The sequence below is a fragment of the Acrocarpospora macrocephala genome, assembly GCF_009687865.1.
Lineage (GTDB): Bacteria > Actinomycetota > Actinomycetes > Streptosporangiales > Streptosporangiaceae > Acrocarpospora > Acrocarpospora macrocephala.
In genome coordinates this window covers 16,989-37,091 of sequence record NZ_BLAE01000012.1, presented here as the reverse complement: position 1 = coordinate 37,091, position 20,103 = coordinate 16,989, and the positions used below count along the sequence as shown (strand labels likewise).

15 protein-coding genes are annotated in these 20,103 nt (G+C 69.0%); 10 read left to right on the top strand and 5 right to left on the bottom strand.

The features are described from left to right. Window positions 1–22 precede the first annotated feature (22 nt). Together Amac_RS11765 and Amac_RS11760 are read right to left on the bottom strand one after the other, a co-directional pair. Complete coding sequence (locus tag Amac_RS11765; protein WP_155354383.1) at window positions 23–1,180, bottom strand: oxalate decarboxylase family bicupin; 1,158 nt, start codon at window positions 1,178–1,180, stop codon at window positions 23–25. Then, the gene (locus tag Amac_RS11760; RefSeq protein WP_155354382.1) at window positions 1,177–1,479 is read right to left on the bottom strand and encodes a hypothetical protein; all 303 of its coding nucleotides are present in this window, start codon (window positions 1,477–1,479) and stop codon (window positions 1,177–1,179) included. The genes Amac_RS11765 and Amac_RS11760 overlap by 4 nt, the downstream gene beginning before the upstream one ends. 498 nt (window positions 1,480–1,977) lie before the next feature. Between Amac_RS11760 and Amac_RS11755 the strand changes: the two genes are divergently transcribed. Further along, window positions 1,978–2,718, top strand: a complete 741-nt coding sequence (locus Amac_RS11755) for an isocitrate lyase/PEP mutase family protein (RefSeq protein WP_155354381.1) — start codon at window positions 1,978–1,980, stop codon at window positions 2,716–2,718. A 231-nt stretch (window positions 2,719–2,949) separates the two neighbouring features. On the opposite strand, the gene Amac_RS11750 is transcribed toward Amac_RS11755, so the two are convergent. After that, window positions 2,950–5,496: a DUF7824 domain-containing protein gene (locus Amac_RS11750; RefSeq protein WP_155354380.1), complete on the bottom strand. Its 2,547-nt coding sequence runs from the start codon at window positions 5,494–5,496 to the stop codon at window positions 2,950–2,952. Next, on the bottom strand, window positions 5,493–6,827 hold the full coding sequence (locus Amac_RS11745; RefSeq protein ID WP_155354379.1) for an SWIM zinc finger family protein: 1,335 nt from the start codon (window positions 6,825–6,827) through the stop codon (window positions 5,493–5,495). Before Amac_RS11745 ends, Amac_RS11750 begins: the two co-directional genes overlap by 4 nt. Window positions 6,828–6,991: 164 nt before the next feature. On the opposite strand from Amac_RS11745, the gene Amac_RS11740 reads away from it, so the two are divergent. From Amac_RS11740 to Amac_RS11730, 3 genes are read left to right on the top strand one after another with little or no spacing between them, the layout of a single operon-like run. Next, window positions 6,992–7,303 carry a UBP-type zinc finger domain-containing protein gene (locus Amac_RS11740; RefSeq protein WP_155354378.1) on the top strand — a complete coding sequence of 104 codons (312 nt, stop codon included), beginning with the start codon at window positions 6,992–6,994 and terminating at the stop codon, window positions 7,301–7,303. A 19-nt stretch (window positions 7,304–7,322) separates the two neighbouring features. Next, window positions 7,323–8,297: an acyl-CoA desaturase gene (locus tag Amac_RS11735; RefSeq protein WP_155354377.1), complete on the top strand. Its 975-nt coding sequence runs from the start codon at window positions 7,323–7,325 to the stop codon at window positions 8,295–8,297. Between the two features lie 32 nt (window positions 8,298–8,329). After that, complete coding sequence (locus Amac_RS11730; protein ID WP_155354376.1) at window positions 8,330–9,166, top strand: alpha/beta hydrolase; 837 nt, start codon at window positions 8,330–8,332, stop codon at window positions 9,164–9,166. On the opposite strand, the gene Amac_RS11725 is transcribed toward Amac_RS11730, so the two are convergent. Further along, on the bottom strand, window positions 9,160–10,107 hold the full coding sequence (locus Amac_RS11725) for a LysR family transcriptional regulator (RefSeq protein WP_155354375.1): 948 nt from the start codon (window positions 10,105–10,107) through the stop codon (window positions 9,160–9,162). The genes Amac_RS11730 and Amac_RS11725 overlap by 7 nt on opposite strands. Window positions 10,108–10,412: 305 nt before the next feature. Between Amac_RS11725 and Amac_RS11720 the strand changes: the two genes are divergently transcribed. Genes Amac_RS11720 through Amac_RS11700 form a run of 6 tightly spaced genes read left to right on the top strand, consistent with a single transcriptional unit; the run spans window position 10,413 to window position 20,093 of the window. Then, window positions 10,413–12,296 carry a hypothetical protein gene (locus Amac_RS11720; RefSeq protein ID WP_155354374.1) on the top strand — a complete coding sequence of 628 codons (1,884 nt, stop codon included), beginning with the start codon at window positions 10,413–10,415 and terminating at the stop codon, window positions 12,294–12,296. After that, on the top strand, window positions 12,293–13,222 hold the full coding sequence (locus tag Amac_RS53590; protein ID WP_170322443.1) for a TRAFAC clade GTPase domain-containing protein: 930 nt from the start codon (window positions 12,293–12,295) through the stop codon (window positions 13,220–13,222). The genes Amac_RS11720 and Amac_RS53590 overlap by 4 nt, the downstream gene beginning before the upstream one ends. Further along, window positions 13,219–14,805, top strand: a complete 1,587-nt coding sequence (locus Amac_RS11715; RefSeq protein WP_170322442.1) for a vWA domain-containing protein — start codon at window positions 13,219–13,221, stop codon at window positions 14,803–14,805. Before Amac_RS53590 ends, Amac_RS11715 begins: the two co-directional genes overlap by 4 nt. Beyond that, window positions 14,805–16,268 (top strand): GTPase, encoded by a 1,464-nt coding sequence (locus Amac_RS11710; protein WP_155354372.1) that lies wholly within the window; start codon window positions 14,805–14,807, stop codon window positions 16,266–16,268. The genes Amac_RS11715 and Amac_RS11710 overlap by 1 nt, the downstream gene beginning before the upstream one ends. Further along, the gene (locus Amac_RS11705) at window positions 16,265–18,340 is read left to right on the top strand and encodes an outer membrane protein assembly factor BamB family protein (RefSeq protein WP_170322441.1); all 2,076 of its coding nucleotides are present in this window, start codon (window positions 16,265–16,267) and stop codon (window positions 18,338–18,340) included. The genes Amac_RS11710 and Amac_RS11705 overlap by 4 nt, the downstream gene beginning before the upstream one ends. Continuing rightward, the gene (locus Amac_RS11700; RefSeq protein WP_155354370.1) at window positions 18,330–20,093 is read left to right on the top strand and encodes a dynamin family protein; all 1,764 of its coding nucleotides are present in this window, start codon (window positions 18,330–18,332) and stop codon (window positions 20,091–20,093) included. The genes Amac_RS11705 and Amac_RS11700 overlap by 11 nt, the downstream gene beginning before the upstream one ends. Window positions 20,094–20,103: the final 10 nt, after the last annotated feature.

The following is a 20,103-nucleotide window of genomic DNA, read 5'->3' as shown; positions in this document are numbered from 1 at the left end:
GGATCGCGGCCCGGGGGACTGGTCAGCGGTTCAGGGAGACCACGGGCCGCTTGTCCTTCGGCAGCGCCTCGATCATCGACCGGGGCATGTTGATCGTGTCCGCGCTGACCTGGGGCGGCAGGTTGGCCATCCACTGTGTGGCCGAGATGTCCTCGAACCGCGGGTTGCGGAACATCTCCAGGAAGACGAGCGGCTCATTCCCCAGGTTCTCGACATAGTGGCCGTACGCGAACGGCACATACCCAACGTCCCCCGCGCGGAAGTCGAACGTACGAGCCAGGCCTGAGCTGGCGAACACGCCCATCCGCCCGAAACCGGAAATGTAGTACTGCCACTCGTCGTCGGTCGGGTGCCAGTGCAGCTCGCGTATGCCACCCGGCTGGATCTCCACCAGCGCGGCGGAGATGGTGCTGGACGCCTTGAATGTGGTGGAGTCGACGATCCGTACGGTCCCGCCGGAGAACCGTTGCGGCTCCTGCGCGAGCATCCGGTGGGTGAACCAGTTCGGCACGTCGCCGGTGGGACTGATGATCCGGTCGGATTCCAAGGGGGGCGGCACCTGGCCCTGGAAGATGTACTTCTCCTTCTCCGGCATGTTGGCCATCTGGTCCGGCGTCCAGCCGAAGTTCTTCGCCAGGACGCTCTTGGGGGTGCGCGAGAAGAAATCGCTCATCATGAAGGTCGAGTTCTCCGAGAACTGGCCGTCGTCGAAGACCAGCAGGAATTCCACCCCTTCCTCCAGCGCCTGGATGTAGTGAGGGATGCCCTTGGGGAAGAACCACAGGTCGCCCTTGCGCACGTCGTCCAGGAAGTTGCGGCCCTCCTGGTCGACCGCGCCGATCCGGCAGCTTCCCTCAAGCACGTATGCCCATTCGGCCTCCTTGTGCCAGTGCAGCTCGCGGTAGGCCCCCGGGTTGAGCTTCATGTCCACACCGGCCAGCGTGGTGGCGATCGGCAGCTCCCGCTGGGTGATCTCGCGGGTCCAGCCGCCTTCTTCGAGCCGGGTGTGCGCCATGGAGAAGGAGAACTTCATGTTGGGCACGGTGCCGTGGTCGGTCTCCGGCGGCGTGAGCATGTCGGGATTCTGCAGGTCCAGCTCGATATTCCGGGGGCCGGTGTCGGTGCCGCCCTGGCCGTTGCGTTGCGGGTGCGGGATGCGCTGCTGCTTGGGCTCTTTCATATGAGATCGTCCTTCCGGATCGTGATAGGTGGAACAGGCCGGGGCGGCAGCAGGAAAAGTTCGCGGACGAATTCCGCGCCGCCCAGCACAAATAGGGCAAGCGGGATGGCGGCACCGGTGAGGATCAGGACCGCAGTCAGCCATTCCGGCGAATCGGAAATGTACGACAAGACAGCCAGCAGGACGAAGGCGAGCAACTTGATACGCGTCCGCGACATGGAGATCGGTATGGCAATTCCGTCGTCGGCCGGGGGGACGGCGGCGGGTTGCGTACCGTCAAGGTCGTCCTGCGCGCGCATCGGGGGGTCTCCTCGGTCGTGGGAACGGTCAGAAGAGCTGCGTGTCGCCATCCGCGGTCGGGTCTCGATAGGAACGATCTTCCCCAAAATCGCCCCCAATACGATAAATCTGAATATTCCAGGCTTGTCGCGCCAGAGCGGCGATACGCGGTTAGGAATACCCTCGCAAAAAGGTGCACGAAACGTCGACCATGTCACAACTTCAAGGGGAGAAACTTATGGCGAAGGATGCCGATTAATCAGCACAGAGAGTTTCTGGTACGCATTTAGCGCAAACGGGATGTTCTCCACCATCAGGCGGGACGGGGATCCGACCGGATTGCCGGTCCTTTGGCGTGCGGGGATCCGGCCGGACGGTTGGTCGCGCAGCCTGCGGGGATTTGCTGGGCAAGATCCCCACGAGGCGGCTCGTTGTGCTGCGTGTCACATCACGACATGTCACGAAATAGGGGTCCGCTCGGTCATGACAGTGACGCTTTCGAAAGGTGAGGGAAGATCATGCCGAATGCCCAGACTGACACGCTCCGTGACCTCCACAAGCCAGGCGACCCGCTGATTCTCCCTAACGTGTGGGACGCGGCCAGCGCCACCATCGTGGCCGAGGCGGGTTACCCCGCCCTCGCCACCGCCAGCGCGTCGATCTCCGCCATGCTGGGATACAGCGACCACGAGGGCGCGCCCGTCGAGGAAATGCTCGACATCGCCGCCAGAATCATCCGCGCCGTGAACGTCCCGGTCACCGTGGACGCCGAGGCCGGATACGGCCTACCACCCGAGGAACTAATCCAGCGGCTCACCGCCATCGGAGCAGCCGGATACAACTACGAGGAAACCGACCACCAGACCGGCGGGATCCACGACATCGACACACAGACATCGCGTATCGCCGCACTCCGGGCGGCGAACGCGGACCTGGTGATCAACGCCCGGATCGACCTGTTCCTGACCGGCACCCCCTCGGTCGAGGAGGTCGCCGAACGCGGCCGCCGCTACCTGGAGGCGGGCGCCGACTGCATCTTCCCGATCCTGGCCCCGTCCGAAGAAGTGATCGCCGAACTCGTCAAAGCCATCCCCGGACCCATCAACGTCACCTTCCTCCCCGGCATGGATCTACGCAGGCTGGCCGCCCTCGGTGTCGCCCGCGTCTCCTTCGGCCCGATGACATACCTGACCGCACTGGACGCCCTCAAGTCCATGGCCACCCGAATCCAGTCGGGCCAGGATCCCTACGGCACCTGACAACCCGGACACCTTGGACCGGGAACGCCTGTCGGCGGCATGGGCTCGTGCACTCGGCGTCGCTGGCGACTCGCTGCCCGACTAATCCGGATTCCCACCCTCCTCCCGGCAGAGTTCGTCCGGATCCTCTGGTTCGGCAGAGCTCGCCTGGACCCTCGCCTTTGTCCGGCAGAGAGCTTGACCGTCGCCCCAGGGGCGACCTCCGGCAGCGAGGTCGCCCCCGGGGACAGGTCAGCCGAGCTGATCGCGTAGGCGTGCGCATTCACGCGCGAACCTGCTACCCCGCCCGCTGCCGGCATGCGCCGACACGGCCGGAATCTCCCCGCGAGCCCCCACCCACACCGCCAGGTCGGCGGCGAGCGCCACGATCTCGGAATGGGTGATGGTCGGCCGCTCGTCCTTCCCCGGGAGCAGCGCCGGCAGCGCGATCTGAAGAATCTCCCAAACCTGCGCGTGCGCCCCCTGCTGGGCGGCTTCGGTGAGTGAGGCCAGCACCGGCCGCTTTTCCAGCTTCTCCCGCCGGACGAGCCACGAAAGCCACCGCCCGACCGCCTCAGCGGGCAGATCCCCCGTGGCCGCCATCCGCAGCAACGTCGGTACCGCGTTCTCGCTATGGTCGGCCAGCAGAAACGCGAGCAGGAGCGCGGTCGCTTCCCCCACCGGCCCGTCGGTCAACGACGCCAGATGGCTCGCACAGAAATACGAGTGGTGCCTCTTGAACTCCACATAGGGCAGAAAGTTCACCGACACGACCTCGCGGTGGGACGGCAGGATCGACCGCCACCAGTCCATGGAGCGAGCGTGATCGCTTCGCGGCGACGGCGACGGTGCCACCAGCAGCTGGTCGATCAGCTCATGCCCGGTCGGCTCCGCGCGCAGCACCGGAACCAAGCGCCCACGTTCCTCGAGCACCCCCGTCTCCGGATCCTTCAGACCACCCCCGGCCATCCACGCCGCGACTGCTGAGGCCGCCGGCGAGCCCAGCCGCGCCGCGCGTTCAGCAGCGGCGGGGTGACTTCCCCGGGGCAGCCGCAACAACGCCTGCTGCAGGTCGGCGGCCAGCGGTTCGACGCCCGCCGCCGCGCACGCCTCCAGCCGCTCCAGCAGCACCTCGGGGTCGACATGGCCGCTCCTGAGCGTGGGCGTCGCCAGCAGCACGGGAGGCAGCGCCTCCTCCCGCAGCGCGACGTAGATCTCATGGAACCGCCGCACCAGGAACATGAACGGCGCCGAAACCTGCGAGGGTTCCGGCAACCGACGGGAATCGGCACGCGGACTGATTATTTCGCCGGCCAGCGAGCTGATCCAGTCGGACGTCTCCTTCCAGCCGCCCCGCTGGGGATAGGGCCAGTGGAACTCGGCCTGCAGCTTCTCCCGCAGGGCCGCGCGGTCACGCCCGGCCTCCTCGACGAAAGCCGCGAGCCACAGCTCACCCGCCGTCCACTCATGCAGCATGTACGACGGCCACATCACCCCGTCGGGAAAGGGCTCGGGCTTCGCCGGGTCAGGCAGTGCCGTCGGCGTGAACGTCGTCGGCGTCGGGTGCGTCGCGATGTCACCTCCGAACTTCGCGGCCACCTGCTCGCCAAGGTCCGCGGGCAGCTGCGGAACAGCCTCCGCGATCAGCGCGGAACTCGCCTGGAAGGCCGCCGCATGCTTGAGCGCCAGCGTGACCGCCCGGCACTGAACCTCGTAGGAGCTGTGCGCGAACGCCGTCGCCAGCCCGGGCGCCAGCTCTTCCGCGCTCGCGGGCGCCCGCCGTACCTGCTCATCCAGCCAGGTCAGACCCGCGCGGGCCAGCTTGGCCTCGGCGCGGAAGGCCAGCGCGTCAACCGCCTCGCCGACGTCGGCGCTGTCATGCGGCCCCGTACGGCGCAGCTGGGCCAGCGCGAGTTCCGCCACCGGCCCTGGCGCGGCGGGAAGCAGCCGAAGATAGTCACGCGCCCGCTCGGCGCCCTCCTGCGGCGTCGGTTCGATCATCTCGTGCAGCCGGACGAAGAAGCGCAGGCCGTTGGCGTCGCCGCCGCGCAGGAAACGGCTCACGCAGCCGTCGAGGAGCTCCGCCCGCGACACTCGCCCCGCCCCGAGCAGCTCCCGCAGGCGGGCCAGCCACCGGGTGGGCGTGGGCGTCAGGCGTTCCTCGCGCAACGCGCGCCCGACCCCTTCCGCCTCGAAGATGCGGGGAAGCAGCCGCCCGAGCAGCGGATCGTCGTCCACCTCCTCGGCGGCCAGCCAGGCGACCACGAGCGGATCGTGGCGGGGCGGTTCGATCGCCGACACCCGGAACAGCCCGAGCACCAGGGGAGCGAGGCGGTCGCCCGCCGTACGGATCTTCTCGGCGAGCCGGGTGGCCACCTCGTCCTGCCAGTCGGCGGGACGGCTGGTCACCACGCGAAGCATTTCGGGCGAGAGCGGCCGCGACCCCCAGGCCGGGTCGAAATCGCGGCGGGCCAGCCAGGCGGCCGCGGTGGCGGGACCGGAGATCGTTCCCGCACCCGCGATGCGCAGCGCCGTCCCGAAGCTGACGATCGACGTCTCCGACGTCTGACGCCGCAACCACGCCTGCGCCCACGGGCTGTCCTGCAGGTCGGCGCCGTGCTCCGCTATCCACTTTTCACGGGCTAGGTCCGCTGCGGAGACCCGCCTCTCCTTGAGAAACCCGGGCAGCTGTTTCGCCACCTCGGCCCGCTCGGCCTCGGTCAGCTCGAGCACCCGGTCGGCCAGCGCCTTGTCCCCCCGCTGGATGATCAGTTCACGGATCTCCTGCCAGACGCTCACCCGGCCACCTCCACCGCGCTACGGGCGACGATCCTGGCGGCCAGCACGTGCTTGCACGGCCCGCGCGAACCGCGGTGATCCCACCACCAGGGACAGGTGCACGACCCGTCGGCCAGTCCGACCTCCCGCAGGCCGCCGTCGGTCCGCACCCGTGCCGAGTCGCCGTCGAGCTCCACGGCGCCGGCCTCGACCAAGGCTTTGGCCGAGGTCAGCCGGGGGTTGAGGTGCTCGACGTGCTCCCGGTCATACGGTAGTTCGCGGTGGAAGTGCGCTGCTTCGGACAGGTCGTAGCCGACCCGGCCGGCCGTACCGAGCTGGGTGAGGGCGGCGCGGACCCGCGCGACGGACAGGTTCGCGCGGTCGGTGAGCAGGCCGATCTCCACCTCGGGCTCGAAGTTGAGCAGCATGCCCACCACGTCGGCGTCGGCTTCGGCCTGATCGGTCGCGAGGTCGGCCAGCACCGCGCCCTCCCCGGAAAAGCCACGCCAGCGTTCCGGCGACAGGGCGAGCGTGTAGCGCATGCCGGGCAGTTCGAGCTCCCAGGCGCTTGACGCCTTGCCGGTGTCGGCGGGGCCGTACACCTTGAGGCTCTTGGCGAAGCGGAGCAGCGGCAGCAGCGTCGCCAGCCGCCCGACGCCGGACAGGCACACCGCGCCTGGGCTCGGCCGGTCGCTGACCCGCAGGTCACGCCCGGCGGGGACGGCCCACAGGTCGGCGGTCGCCTTCTTGGGCAGGGACCGCAGGAAGCGCACCGCGATCATGCCGGGCAGTTCGGCCCGCAGGTCCATGCCCGCCGCGATCACCTGCACCTCGGCGAACCCGCGCAGCCACCGCTCGGGCAGCGGCACCTTCTTCTCCACGACCGCGCCGTCGAGCGTGGTCACCGTCAGCGCGTCGGCGCCGACGCCGAGATGGAGGGGATCACGCGCGCCCACCCGGGCCAGCGCCTCCCGCAGCGGCCCGTTGACGTCGACGTTGGTCGTCCCCCGGTCGAACACCTCGCCGTCCAGGGCGCCGCTGAGCAGGTCGAGCCGCGCGTAGACACCGCCGCAGGCGGAGAACGACTCGAACCGCAGCCGGTCACCGCCGCAGGTCACGACCGGGTCCCGGGTCCACCCCGGACGCGGCTGGTGGTATCGGGTGAGGGCCACGTCGGCCACGCCCAGCAGGGCCGCCGCGGCGGGCGCCGCCTGCGTCACCAGGCCACTGAAGAACCTGGGCGCGAGCGCGGGCCCGCTGAGCGCCCGGCCACCGGAGGTCGCCAGCCCGAGATGCCCGTCCACCAGGCTGGACGGCGCGGCGTAGGTGTACGCCTGTGTCGCACTTGTCATGCCCCGGAGACTAGAGATCATCTCCGACAAATTCGGCGAGTCGCTATCGCTGCCGGTGATAGGCCTTGCTGGAGTTGAGCGTTTCCGCCGGCCGGTCGATCGTCTTGACTGGGACGTGATCAGTCGGCGCATCTGGCGTCACTGTCGCCATGAGGGGGTCCGCGATGACCCTGGACGCTGAAGTTGCGCACGTCACCGTACGCGTAGGTCTGAACGGTCAGGTCCCGCGCTGCCAGCACCTGGACCTGCTTGTGGCCGTGAAGCACGGGCTACCGGAATGCAAGCAATGTCTGGCTCTCGGCTGGGTCTGGGCCCGGCTGCTCGTCTGCCTGAGCTGCGGTTGGGTCGCTTGTTCCGACGATTCGCCCGGCGGTCACGCCAAGGGGCACTACGAGGAAACCGACCATCCCGTGGTCGCCGAGCTGGATCCGGGGTCGACCTGGCGCTGGTGTTACGTGCACGGCCGGACGGTCTGAACGAACGAAGAGGGAGATCATGACAGTTTCCGAACGCCCGGTGAAACGCCGGCAGGACTACGACGGGGTGTCCTCGTTCCCCAGCGCGACAGAGCCCGCGCTGGCGAGCAGGCTCCAGGTCGGCGTGACCGCGACGATCGTGGTGCTGCCGTTCATCGCGCTCGGCGTCGCGATCTTCCTGGCCTGGGGGCAGGGCATCGTGCTCACCGACCTGCTCCTGGCGGCGGCCCTCTTCGTAGTGACCGGGCTCGGGGTGACCGTCGGGTTCCACCGGCTGTTCACCCACGGGTCCTTCACCGCCCGGCCATGGCTGCGGGTGGCGCTCGCCATGGCCGGGTCGATGAGCTTCCAGGGCAACCTCATCGACTGGGTGGCGGTCCATCGCCGGCATCACGCCTTCACCGACCAGCCAGGCGACCCGCACTCCCCCTATCGGTACGGCACCAGCCTGCGCGGGCAACTCCTGGGACTCGCCCACGCCCACCTGGGCTGGATGTTCACCGGCAACCAGTCCCCACCCGAACGCTACGCTCCCGACCTGGTGAACGATCCGGCCATGGCACGCGTGGCGCGCGCCTTCCCGGCGCTGTGCGCGGTCTCGCTGGCGCTGCCGTTCCTGGCCGGCTGGCGCATCAGCGGCACCCTGCACGGTGGGCTGACCGCCCTCCTGTGGGCCGGGCTGATCCGCATCGCCCTGCTGCAACACATCACCTGGAGCGTCAACTCCCTGTGCCATGTGATCGGCAGCAGGCCCTTCAAGACTCGACGCCATGATCGCTCGACCAACCTGTGGCCGCTGGCCCTGCTGTCGTTCGGGGAGAGCTGGCACAACGGCCACCACAGCGAACCCACGTGCGCCCGCCACGGCCTGGACCGCGGCCAGATCGACCCGTCCGCCGGGGTGATCCGCCTGTTCGAGCGGCTGGGCTGGGCCACCGACGTGCACTGGCCCGACCCCGACCGCATCCAGCACCGCCGGACGGACATCTCGTAACCGCCAGCACCCCCGCCTTCAGGAGAGACGTCATGAGCAGACCGGAAAGCCCTGAGACCAGGCCCGCGATCGTTCTCATCCACGGACTGTGGCTGACGCCTCGCGCCTGGGAACACTGGATCGAGCGTTACACCCAGCGCGGCCATCATGTCCTCGCGCCGGCGTGGCCGGGCATGCAGATCGAGGTCGAAGCCCTGCGCAAGAACCCGGAGGTGATGAACGGCCTGGGCGTCACCGAACTCGCCGACCACTACGAGGCGATCATTCGCGAGCTACCCCACCCTCCCATCATCATCGGCCACTCCTTCGGCGGACTGATCACCCAGATCCTGCTGGACCGCGGCCTTGGCGTGGCCGGAGTCGCGATCCACCCTGCCCCGATCAAGGGTGTGCTCCGGCTGCCGCTCAGCAGCCTGCGCTCGGCATTTCCGGTCCTGGGCAATCCGGTCAACCGCGGCAGGACCGTGGCGCTCTCCCCCAAGCAGTTCCACTACGGGTTCACCAACACGCTGACGGAACAGGAGTCAGAGGTGATCTACCAGCGCTACCACGTGCCCGCCCCCGGCCGCCCGCTGTTCCAGGCCGCGACCGCCAATGTGCGGCGGCGCCCCGCCACGACCGTCAACGTGCGGAACCACACCCGCGCCCCGCTGCTGCTGATCGCCGGTGGCGCCGACCACACCGTGCCCGCCTCGCTGGTCCGCGCGACCTACCGGCGTTACCGCAATTCCCGTGCGGTGACCGACTACCACGAGTTCGCCCGTCGGCCGCACTTCACCCTCGGCGCCCCACAGTGGGAGAGAGTCGCCGACCACGCCGTCGAATGGGCCACGCGTCAGACCACGTTGCGCGCCCGCAAGACTTACTGAGGATGTCCTTTCGCCGGGTCTGGGGATTCCAGCCAGCCGAGCTGGCGGGCGAGCCGCCTGGCGCTCTCGATGACGGCGGCGACCTGCGCCGACGGTTCTCCCGCGGGCCACAGGAGCGACCACGGGTAGTGCGCGGCAGGCTGGATCAGCGGGCGCCACACGGTGCCCGGCCGGCTGGACGAGCGGAACGACGAGGGGACGCAGAGCAGGCAGCGATTCTGCAGGACGAGATCGGTGGCGGCGCGCGTGCTCTCGACGGTTCCCTCGTACACGGTGGGCGTGAATCCAGCCGCTCGGCACAGCTCGATGACGAACTGGTTCAGCTCGGGCGTCTGGCTGTCCTCGCCGAGCAGGAGCGGTTTGTCGGCGAGCGAGGCCACGGGCACGCCCTCCAGGGCGGCGAACGGATGGCTGTCATGGACCAGCACGCCGAGCGGATCTAGGCGGATCAGTTCCGAGGCGACTTCGGGCGGAGTCTGGGAGGCCCGGCCGATCCCGATGTCCAGCCGCCTGTCGGCCAGCTGCCGGTACTGCTCGGGAGTGCTGGCCTCGACCTGGTGGATCTTCAGGTCCGGCAGACGACTCTGGACCTCGCGCAGGATCTGCGGCATGGAGTCGAACCCGGCGTCGATGATGCCGACCCGGAGCGCGGGCGGGGACGAGGCGGCGGTCCGCGCGGCCTGGGTCGCTCGGGCCACGTGTTCGAGGATCTGGCGCGCCTCGGTGAGAAAGGCGGCCCCGGCCGGGGTGAGCTCGACATAGTGCGTGGTGCGGTTCATCAGCCGCACGCCGAGCTCGCGTTCGAGCCGCTGGATCTGCTGGCTCAGCGCCGACTGCACGATGTGCTCGCGGGCCGCCGCCCGGCCGAAATGCAACTCTTCGGCCAAGGTCACGAAGTACCGGAGCTGGCGCAACTCCACGCCGCCACCCCTTTCCCGCACGGCGCCCCCCTCACTGTACGGCGGGTATCCGCCAGACGGGCGCGAAGACCACGGCCCTCGGGGTCAAAGGAAGACTTAAGCTGACTACACCGATCGAAGTTAGCTTAGTTTGGGCTATGACCGTAATAGTGGTTTTGTCACACAAGAACGAGATCTTGCCCAAACTTGTTTGATTCTTCATACTATTGTCCTCCTTACGGTGGGGTCAGCTAAGGCACGGGGGCCTTGCCGACTGCGCCCTCCCATGGACGATTGGTCGAGCCATGTCCGCTCTGTGTTTGGTGTGCTACGAGACGTGGCCGGTGATGGACGAGACACGATGCCCCGACTGCGGCTGGATCGTGGCTGATGGGAACGATCCAGATTCGGAGCAGCTCGATCGCGCCAGGCACCTCCGCGACGTGCGCGCCGCGATCCGGGCCGCGCGCAAGTCCGGCTGGCCCACCCCAGCGGATCTGAAGGCGTTCAACCGTCTCCTCCGGGGCACCCTCAGCACCGAATCGCACGAGGCGCAGAAGGAACTGGACGCCGCCAACGCCGAGGCCGACCGGGTGCAACAGACGGACTGGCGGGCGTACGTCCGAGCGAGCGACGCGCTGGCCGAGGCCTTCACCTTGTTCGCGGATACCGCATCGACGCTCCGGCACCATCTGTTCATCGTGCGCCTCACCCGGGACGGCATGGCCGCCCAGGAATATGTCCTGAACCCTGGTACGGGCCGACCGGAGCCCTCAGGCGACGACACGCGGATCCCGTGGCAGGCGCTGATCTCCGGCCTGTCGGCCACGTCGCAGATCCGGCTGTTCCAGCTGGCCGGGGGCGTGGGGGTGCGGCCACAGCACCTGTTCGTGAACGGGATCGGCAGCCCGACGCTGGCGAAGACACTCCGCGGCGCCGTGCCCTGGGATCCGAATGGCGAGAGATGGACTCAGGTGGTCGTCCTCAACTTCGTGTCGGGCTGGCCGCTGATCGACCGGATCGCCGGCCTCCTGGAGAAGGATCTGGCCGCCACCATCTTCACGATCCCTCCCCAAGGCGTGTCCGAGCAGGAGGTCATCGCCGAGATCCTGGCGCGCATCCCGCTGGTGACCTCCTACTACCTCCTGCTGGCCGAGATCAACCTGACGACGTCGGAACTGACCCGCCGGGAGGAACCCCTTTTCGAGAAGGGCACCGTGGCCGGGCTGCAGGATGAGGTGACGGTCACGGTGACCATTCCGGGGGCAGCCAAGGGCGGCGTCTACCTCCCGGTGATGACCCGGCCCGAGCCGCTCGAGGAGGGCTTCGAACCCGAACCCTGCACCGTCGGCGGCATCAGCCTGACCACCAGCAAACCCAACGTGCCGATCCGTGTCACCGCGAAGCTCGAAGGCGCCGGACACGTGTCCCTCACCCCGTCGGCACCGGGGCGGGGATCGGGCGGTCCTGATGAGGTCCCCGACGCGGCCGAGCTGACGGAACGCTGGCAGGCGTGGCAGGACCACACCGATTCGATCGACGTCAAGTTCCTCATCGAACTGAGCGCCGCGGACTGGAAGGCGTTCAAGGCCCGCTGGGACCTGGTCGGCAAGCTGATGCAGGCGGCCCGGATGACGCTCATCGGCGAGGAGAAACGCCTGCGGCTGCAGGTGGTCGGCTACGGGCAGCACGGCACCCAGCCGGAACTCGTGGACGCCAACCTGTTCGGCCGTCCCGCGGCGCGTGGGGCGAGCTGGTCGGGGCCGACGAAAGACCCGGTCTCCACGGGACTTGAGCACGCCTTCCGATACGTGGCGGAGAACACCACGTGGGAGGCGCCGACCAAACGATTCCTGGTGACCGTGGGCAGCCGGGTCCCCTGTGTCACGGACCAGCTGAGCGAACACGCGGCATACGCGGACCGGTGTCCGGACAACCTGAACTGGCGAGACGAGCTGGCCAAGATCAAGGCCGACAGTGTCACCTGCCTGGCCGTGACCTTCCCCCGGGAGCTCCCGCTGCACGAGTTCCAGGAGAAGTTCCAGCGCAGGCACGACGACCATATCTGGCAACAGATCGGCTCAGGCGGGGTCTTTTCCGCACCCGATTCGGATATTTCAAACAAGCTGCTCACCGCGCTGGGCATCCACCTGGACGCGCCGTTCCCCTTCGCCGTCTACAGCCCGACCGAGCCCGGGGCCAACGGCGTGTCCAAGCGGAGAACCAGATGAGTCCTGACCGCAAGATCGGCGGCGCAGCGCAGAATCCGGCCCTCAAGATCGGCCTGATCGGCGCGCCGAACAGTGGGAAGCTCACGTTTCTCAGCGCCCTGACGACCGCGTTCGTGTCCCGTGGAGCCCCCAAGGGCTGGGTGGTCAACCCCGAACGCGACGCGCTCGCGTTCGACGAATCCGCCAAGGAGATCCTGGCCCTCCAGAGCTTTCCCAGCCGGACCGAGGTGGAGAACTCGGAAAAGCTCTGGCTGCGGTTCGGCTTCTCCTGGGAGAAGAAGGGCGAGCCGTCCCGGACGTTCGTGGTGGAGATCCTCAATCGACCTGGGCAGGCGTTCTCCAGGAGGTCTCCGGAGGGCAAGGCCGTAGCCGAGGAACTGGCGAGGTGCGACGGATACCTCCTGCTGATCGACCCGCTCCGGGAACGATGGCTCGGGGACAACTCCGACTATTTCAGTCACCTTCCGGCCAGGATCGTGGACAGCTCGACGGACATGACGATGAGCGAGCTCCGGAAGAGGGCCCTCGCCGTCTGCGTGAGCAAATACGACGACGCCCAGGTGTTCCCGCCCTCGCTGAGCGGGAACTACGGCACCCAGCGGACCACGGCACCGAAGTTTCCGACGGTGGAGAGCGCGGACGCGAAAGGCTACTTCGCGTGGGCGTGCGCGTATTTCGCGGACCATTCCGCGCGTCCGGGGAACGACAGCGCCGAGCGCCTGCACCACCAGATCGAGAGGATGTTCGACCCCGATCTGACCGCGTACTTCGTGACCTCCTCGGTCGGCTTCCGGCGGAGCCCGAAGGGCTTCGACCTCAAGGAGTTCGTCAACGTTCAAGGGTCCAGGATCCTGAGCTCGGTCAACCCGATCAACGTGCTCGAACCGATCATCAGGCTCGCCGAGTTGTCGGGGCGGCTCTCGTGAGACGGACCGTCACCAGCGTGCTGGGTTGCCTGATCACCCTGCTCGTCACGCTCCAGGGCAGCGCCGCGGCCGACGACGACCTGTCGCCGATCTACCACGCGCTCAAGCTGGACGATCGTGTCACCACCTACCTCGTCCTGGTGGACATCTCCGGCAGCGTCAATGACCGGTTCCCCTACATCCGGCAGCAGTTGAGAGACCTGCTGCGCGAGAACCCCCGAGACAAGATCAGATTGATCCCGTTCGCGGAGCGGGTGCAGACGGGCATCCCCATCAATAGCGAGGCGGACCTCGACGATCTCCCCAAGGCGACCGGCCAGCACACCGATCTCGGGGTCGCGCTGGAGTTCGCGATCAGCGAGCTGGAGCTGGGCCAGGCGGCCGGCACCGTTCAAGACGCCTCGATCATGGTGCTGTCCGACCGGATTCACGAACCGCCCCCCGGCAGCCACTACCCGAACAAGCGGACGGAGAGCTGGAAGGAGCTGAAGCGGCGGGCCGACCGGTTGCAGAAGCTGCTGCCGGGGATGAGCCTCTATATCGTCCCGATCACCAAGGGCATCCGGCTCGACCGGGAGCGGGGCAACGCCGTGGACTGGGTGTTCCCGATGAACGTGATCCACGATCCGGACGGCAGGGCCACCGATCTCCGGGCGGCCAAGGAAGAGAGGCTGCGGCAGGAGGCCACCCGCCTGCTCTGGCCCGACCGGGAGCTGACCCTGATCGGCAAGGTCATCGGGCCCGGCACCATCGACGCGATGAGGGGAACCGCGAGGGCCACCGTCGAATTCGTGTCACCGGCGGTCTGGACCCCCGTCGAGATTTCCACGATCCGGTCGGCCACCCGGGGTGTCACGGTGACACCGGTCGATCGCGGACCATGGGCACTGGCGCCGTCGAAACGCTCGGTCAGCATCATGGTGGACGTCAGCTGGCGAACGCCGGGCCGGAGATTCCTCGACCACGACGCTCCGCTGCCCCTGAGAGTGAAGGTGGTCGCCGACGTCACGACTTCTTGGCGGCCCGGACTCGACAAGTTGAAGTTCAACGGTCCCGTCCCGCTCGCGGAAACGGGAGAGTTCCCCCTGTTCCGGGACGGTGGGATCCATGTCCCCGGCACCTGGCCGAGGTGGCTCGTCGTCGCGGGCGCGGTCCTGCTGATCGTGGCAGCGATGCTGTTCGTCCGGTGGTTCCGGAACCAGCGGAGAATGTCGGGATATCTGTGCCTGCTGGTCGCCTACGGTGGCGACGACGGGATCCGGCAAGAACGGCTGGGCCCGTACGAGCTGGCCCGGCACCGGGACCTGGACATCCACTTCGACCGGCCGACCCGCCAGGAACTCGGCCGCACCGCCACCGCGACAACAGAGAAAGCCCAGGCCAAAGTCTCCAGGACACCGGGCCTGCGCCGCTCCCAGCGGGGACTGATCGTCAGCTACTCCGCCGACGGATCCCCCGCGACGCCGCAGAGGGTCCCCTACAACGATCATTTCCTGATCCACGGCGTCGACTTCATCCACCACGACCACTACCACGACACGGACGTCACCAGCTGTGACGCGCCCGTCGAGAGCGAGTCGTGATGACCACCGGGACCCCTCTCTGCGACCTCGTGGTGCAGCTCTGCGACGAGATCCTGTCGAGGCGGGCGGTCAGCGGGCCGCTGTTCGCCGAGGCTCAGGAGGTGGCCGCGCGGCTCACCACGTGCCACCGGCTCAGGATCGCGGTGGGCGGGCGCCAGCAGGACGGCAAGACCACCTTGGTCAACGCCCTGCTGCGCGCCCGGCTGGCGACGGGGGACGGGACCGAGGGAGCGCGGGTGGTGACCCGCTACTTTCCTTCGCATACCGACCAGGTGACCGTGCGGCTGCTGGACGGCTCCTCCCATGAGATCAGGCCGGGGCCCCGCGGCGGGTTGCCCCTGTCCCTCGGGTGGCCGACCGCCAAGATCAAGTACGTCGACGTCGGCTTCCCCGGGACCACCCCCTGCGATGGCATGCTCATCGACACGCCGGGACTGGACCGGCCAGACGGTGGCCGGAAGATCTCGCTGGACGCCTGCGCCGACGCCGACGCCCTGCTGTTCGTCGTCAACTACGAGGGCCAGATCGACAGCGAGGCGTTGCGGTGGTTACGCCGGGCCGCCCCCTTCGGTCTGGTCGGTGAGGTGGGCGCCATCGGCGTGGTCACCGGGATCCAGAACCTGGAGTCCCGGCCGGAGACGAATCCGTGGCCGTCGGCGCGGCTCCGGGCCAGCGTGTGCAGGCGGCAGCTGGGCGATCTGCTGCTCCGCGTGGTGCCCGTGCTGGATCTGCTCGCCCAGACCTCACTCGGCGCCGACTTCACCGAGTCGGACGCCCGGGCCCTCGCCACCCTGGCCGCCTTCGGGGACCGGAAGGCCGTCCTCGCCGCGCTGTACGACCACGACGAATTCCTCACCTGGGAGAGCGGTCCGCTCGACCGCACCACCCGGCATCGCCTGCTCGACATGCTCGGCATCTACGGCATCCACCTCTGCCTGGACCGCGTCGGGGCCATGGCGAGCGCCCACACGGTACGCCAGGAGCTGCGCGCCGCGTCCGGGATCGACGAGCTCATCCGGGAGATGGAATCGGCCCTGCTCCCGCAGTCCGATCTGCTCCGTGCCTCGTCCGCGCTGAATCGCCTGCTCACCGCCGCTTCCCGACGGGAAGACGAGAACGGGGGAGTGGACGAGATGTGGGTCTTCGAGGCGGCCCGCCGGATCGAGAACTCCCCCGACTTCGGGCGGGTACGGCTCCTGCGAGCGCTGCGCGAACTCGACGACGGCCGGTTCCACCTCAACCAGGCGGACGCGGAGGCCTTGCGTGCGCTGGTCGAGGGGATGACGCCCGCCGAATGCCTCGGCGAGCCCAGGGGCACCCGGGGCGGCGCCCTGTCCGCGGCGGCCGAGCGCGAGACGATCCGGTGGCGCACGCTGGAGAACACCATGGTGCCGCCCATCCGCACCTACGCGCGGATCGCCTGGACCATCTGCCAGACCTTCATCGAGGGGCGGCCGACATGACCGGCGGGTGGGGCCTGGCAATCGATCTCGGGACCTGTTGCGTCACCGCGGCCACCCGGTACGACGGGGAGGTCGCGGTCCTGCCGCTCGACCCCGGGCGAGGCGATCACTCGATTCCGGCGCTGGTCCTGGTGGACGGCGACGAACTCGTCGTCGGGCGCGAGATCGTGGACCAGGTCACCCGATTCCCCGAGCGGATCATCCGCTCGCCCAGGCACCTGCTCTGGGCCGACACCGCGCTCTACGTCGAAGGCCGGTGGATCGACCCCGTCGACCCGGTCGCCGCGCTCCTCCGGGTCGTGTCGGCCGCCGCTCGGCACAGGTTCCCCGACGAACCGGACTCTACTTTCCTGACATATCCGGCTCGGTGGGATGAACCGGCGCAGCGGCGGCTCCGCGAGGCGGCTCATCGGGCCGGGCTCGGTGAGGTGGTCCTGCTGCCGGAGCCGATCGCCGCCGCCCGCTGGTACGCCACCAGGAAACCGAGCACCAGGGGCGCCGTGGTGGCCGTCTACGACCTGGGCGGCGGCAGCTTCGACACCGCGGCGTTGCGCCGTACCGAGACGGGCTTCGAACTGGCCGGAGCGGCCGGTGGCCTGGACGAGGTCGGCGGTGAGGAGTTCGACCGGGCGCTGCTCCACGTGGTGCAGCGGCACGCCCGCCTCATCGACCCCGACGCCGCGGCCAAAATCTGGGACGCGGCCGACCGCCCGGCCGTCATGACCCAGTATCGCTGGGCCGTGGAGGCGCGCGAGGCCAAGAAGACGCTGTCCCGCCGGAACCCCTGCCTGGTGGGCGGGGAGCCCCCGTTCTCCCCCGGCATCCAGGTCACGCCCGACGAGTTCGAGGAGGCGATCGGCCTCGCGGTGCGCAGGACCGTGACCGAGCTGGGCCGGACCATCCGCGCCGCCGGACTCGTCATGGACGAGCTGGACGCCGTCTATCTGACCGGCGGGTCGAGCGCGATTCCGCTGGTCAGCCAGACCATCGCCGGTCGGCTCCAGGACTGGGTGGCCGTGGAGATCGCGGCGGACCCGAAGCACGCGGTGGTGCTGGGCGCGCTCACCGACGTGCCGCCACCGGACGACGGCGCCCGGCCGGCCCGGCCCTGGCGGCAGCGGGTGGCCGGCCGGCCGACCGCGCCGGCGCTCTCCGGTTCGTCCCTCTTCACCGGCACCGACCAGGGCCGCCTGTACGCCTTCGACCTGGCCACCGGGGGACGCCGCTGGCAGACCTGCGGCTACGCGCCGATCACGGGAGCGGCCGCGACCGAAGAACTGGTCGTCATCGGGGACACCGACGGCCGGGTCAGCGCCTATAGCTCGGCCACCGGAGACCGGCGCTGGTGGCGCCAGCTGGACGGACCGCTCGCCACCGGGCCGCGCGTCCACGGCGAGCACGTCTATGTGGCGTTCGAGCAGTCCGGACTGCACTGCCTGGCCCTGGCCGACGGCGCCACCACCTGGCAGTGCAGGGCGGCCCAGGCGAAGGGATCGCCGCCCACGGTGGCCGACGGGCTGGTCTACCTCGGTGGCCGCAAGGGCATGCTGTTCGCCGTCGCGGGGAGACAGCCGGAGTGGCGGGTCCGGCTCTCCTCCGCTCCGGTCGCCGGCCCGATCGAGGTCACCGGCAGCATGATCTTCGCCGCCACCGAGGACGGTCAGCTCCACGCCGTGCCCCGGCACGGTCTCGGTGGGGTCAGGTGGCAGCAGCCCGCGGGGGTCAGCCCGGGAACCGGCCCGCGTTACCACCGAGGCCGCGTCTACGCCGCCACCGGCGACGGGCGGATCGCCGTGTTCGACGCCGAGAACGGCCGTCCTGAGCCGATGCTCCGGGCGGGCGCCCCGGTGACCGCCCTGGTTCCGCACGGGGACGCGCTCTACGTGGCCGCCGGCTCCGCGCTCTCCGTGGCGAGCGTCGCGGACGGGACGGTCCGGCGCGTCCACGGCATCGACTGGCCGGTCGAGGCGGCCCCGGCGTTCGCCGGCGGCTTCGTCTTCCTGTGCGGCACCGGCGGCCAGGTCGCCGCCGTACGGCTCGAATCAGCGAGGAGTGGTGACGATGACCGATGAGATGCGGTTCCTGGAAGACGTCCGGGACGTCCTGCGCGATCAGGGCAATCCGCTTCCCGCGGACGCGGTCGGCCGGCTGATCGAACGGGTCACGGCCGAGACCGCGACCGTGGTCGTGGTGGGCGAGCAGAAACGGGGGAAGAGCTCGCTCATCAACGCGCTGATCGAGCGGGACGCGCTGCTCCCGGTGGAAACCGAGATCGCCACCAGCGTGCACCTGGCCGTGCAGTACCGCGCGAAGGCCGGGGCCGTCGCCTTCGACGACGAACATCCCGGCGGACGTGAGATCGGCCTTGCCGAGATACGCGAGTACGCCGCCCTGGACCCGGCGACGCAGAAACCGATCCGGTCGGGGGTCCGGTGCGTCGACGTGTTCCTGCCGTCCCGGCTGCTGAGTGAAGGGCTCACGCTGGTGGACACGCCCGGTGTCGGCGGTCTGGTGGCGGGTCACACCTCGATCACCCTGGCCACCCTGGCCAGAGCGGACATCCTGCTGTTCGTGGTCGACGCGTCCCGGGCGATGACCGAATCCGAGCTGCAGTTCCTGACCCGTGCGGCGGAGCGCATCCCGCAGGTCGTCTTCGCGCTTACCAAGATCGACCTGTTCAAGGACTCGGCGACCGTCAAGCAGGAGAATCAGGCCCGGATCCGGGCGTACGCGCCGCGCTTCGCGGCCGCGTCCTGGTTCTCGGTCAGCAGCAGGCGGCGGCAGGACGCCATCGCGGCGGCGGCCGCCGGTGACGCCGAACTGGCCCGGCGCCGGTACACCACCAGCGGTTTCGGCCAGCTGGAGGAGGCGCTCCTGGCGACCGTGGCCGAACGGGCCAGGGAGGTCAGGCGCGAGGCGGTGGAGCAGGCCAGGATCCTGATCTCCGGGGCGATCACCGACGTCACCAATCACCTGCGCGCCTACCAGGAGGACCAGTCGCTCGTCGGCGACCTGGAACGGCAGCGCGACCGGCTGAAGCAGGTGGTCTGGCGGGCCGAGCTGGAGCGCGCGCACCGGGAGGAGGCCGTCGGCCTCCTGGATCGGATGACGGCCCGCCTGAACCAGGTACGGCACGCGATGGAAGAACTGATCGGCCGGGGCGGCCCCGACCTGCGCACCGAGATCAAGGCCCACCTGGACACGGCGACCCAGGGCCTGCTCATCGAGCTCGAAGACGACCTGGTGGCGCGGCTGGCCGCGATCGCGGGCCGGACCACCGGCGGGGTCATGGCCGACGTGGGCGACCTCCCGCTCGGCGAACTCGTGCTGCCGAAGGTGAGCCACGTCCCGATGGACGTCACCGAGGCGCCGCCGGGACTCATGGGCATCCTGTCCCGGACGCGCAAGTTCGCCGATCTGGGTTCGATGGCCGTCACGGTGGCCGCGTTCCTCAATCCGCTGGTCGCGTCCATCGTCGGCGTGGCGATGCTCGCGTTCATGGAGCGGCTGGGCAAGCACGAGCAGAACCGGCAACTCGCCCAGGTGGACGCCCGCCGCTATCTGGATCGCCGCCTCGATGTCCTGAACCAGCAATTCGGTCAATTCATAAAGGAGGCGATCACCGCCAGCGAGAATGGCCTGATAACCCATATGGAGAAGAGCCTGGGCCAGGCCGATTCGCAGCTGACCGAATTAATCAGGGAGCGGGGGGACGCCGGCCGGATGACCGAGCAAACCCTGCTGGGCAAGCGGCAGGAAGCCGAAAAGCGGCTGGCCGAACTGAACGCGCTCCGCGCGCGCGGCGATTCTCTGGCCGACGAATGATCAGATTCCT

What these genes read in the sequence shown, in the direction of transcription:
- Amac_RS11765 (WP_155354383.1), bottom strand. Translation starts at nt 1,180, where the DNA reads ATGAAAGAGCCCAAGCAGCAGCGCATCCCGCACCCGCAACGCAACGGC.
- Amac_RS11760 (WP_155354382.1), bottom strand. Translation starts at nt 1,479, where the DNA reads ATGCGCGCGCAGGACGACCTTGACGGTACGCAACCCGCCGCCGTCCCC.
- Amac_RS11755 (WP_155354381.1), top strand. Translation starts at nt 1,978, where the DNA reads ATGCCGAATGCCCAGACTGACACGCTCCGTGACCTCCACAAGCCAGGC.
- Amac_RS11745 (WP_155354379.1), bottom strand. Translation starts at nt 6,827, where the DNA reads ATGACAAGTGCGACACAGGCGTACACCTACGCCGCGCCGTCCAGCCTG.
- Amac_RS11740 (WP_155354378.1), top strand. Translation starts at nt 6,992, where the DNA reads ATGACCCTGGACGCTGAAGTTGCGCACGTCACCGTACGCGTAGGTCTG.
- Amac_RS11735 (WP_155354377.1), top strand. Translation starts at nt 7,323, where the DNA reads ATGACAGTTTCCGAACGCCCGGTGAAACGCCGGCAGGACTACGACGGG.
- Amac_RS11730 (WP_155354376.1), top strand. Translation starts at nt 8,330, where the DNA reads ATGAGCAGACCGGAAAGCCCTGAGACCAGGCCCGCGATCGTTCTCATC.
- Amac_RS11720 (WP_155354374.1), top strand. Translation starts at nt 10,413, where the DNA reads ATGGACGAGACACGATGCCCCGACTGCGGCTGGATCGTGGCTGATGGG.
- Amac_RS53590 (WP_170322443.1), top strand. Translation starts at nt 12,293, where the DNA reads ATGAGTCCTGACCGCAAGATCGGCGGCGCAGCGCAGAATCCGGCCCTC.
- Amac_RS11710 (WP_155354372.1), top strand. Translation starts at nt 14,805, where the DNA reads ATGACCACCGGGACCCCTCTCTGCGACCTCGTGGTGCAGCTCTGCGAC.
- Amac_RS11705 (WP_170322441.1), top strand. Translation starts at nt 16,265, where the DNA reads ATGACCGGCGGGTGGGGCCTGGCAATCGATCTCGGGACCTGTTGCGTC.
- Amac_RS11700 (WP_155354370.1), top strand. Translation starts at nt 18,330, where the DNA reads ATGACCGATGAGATGCGGTTCCTGGAAGACGTCCGGGACGTCCTGCGC.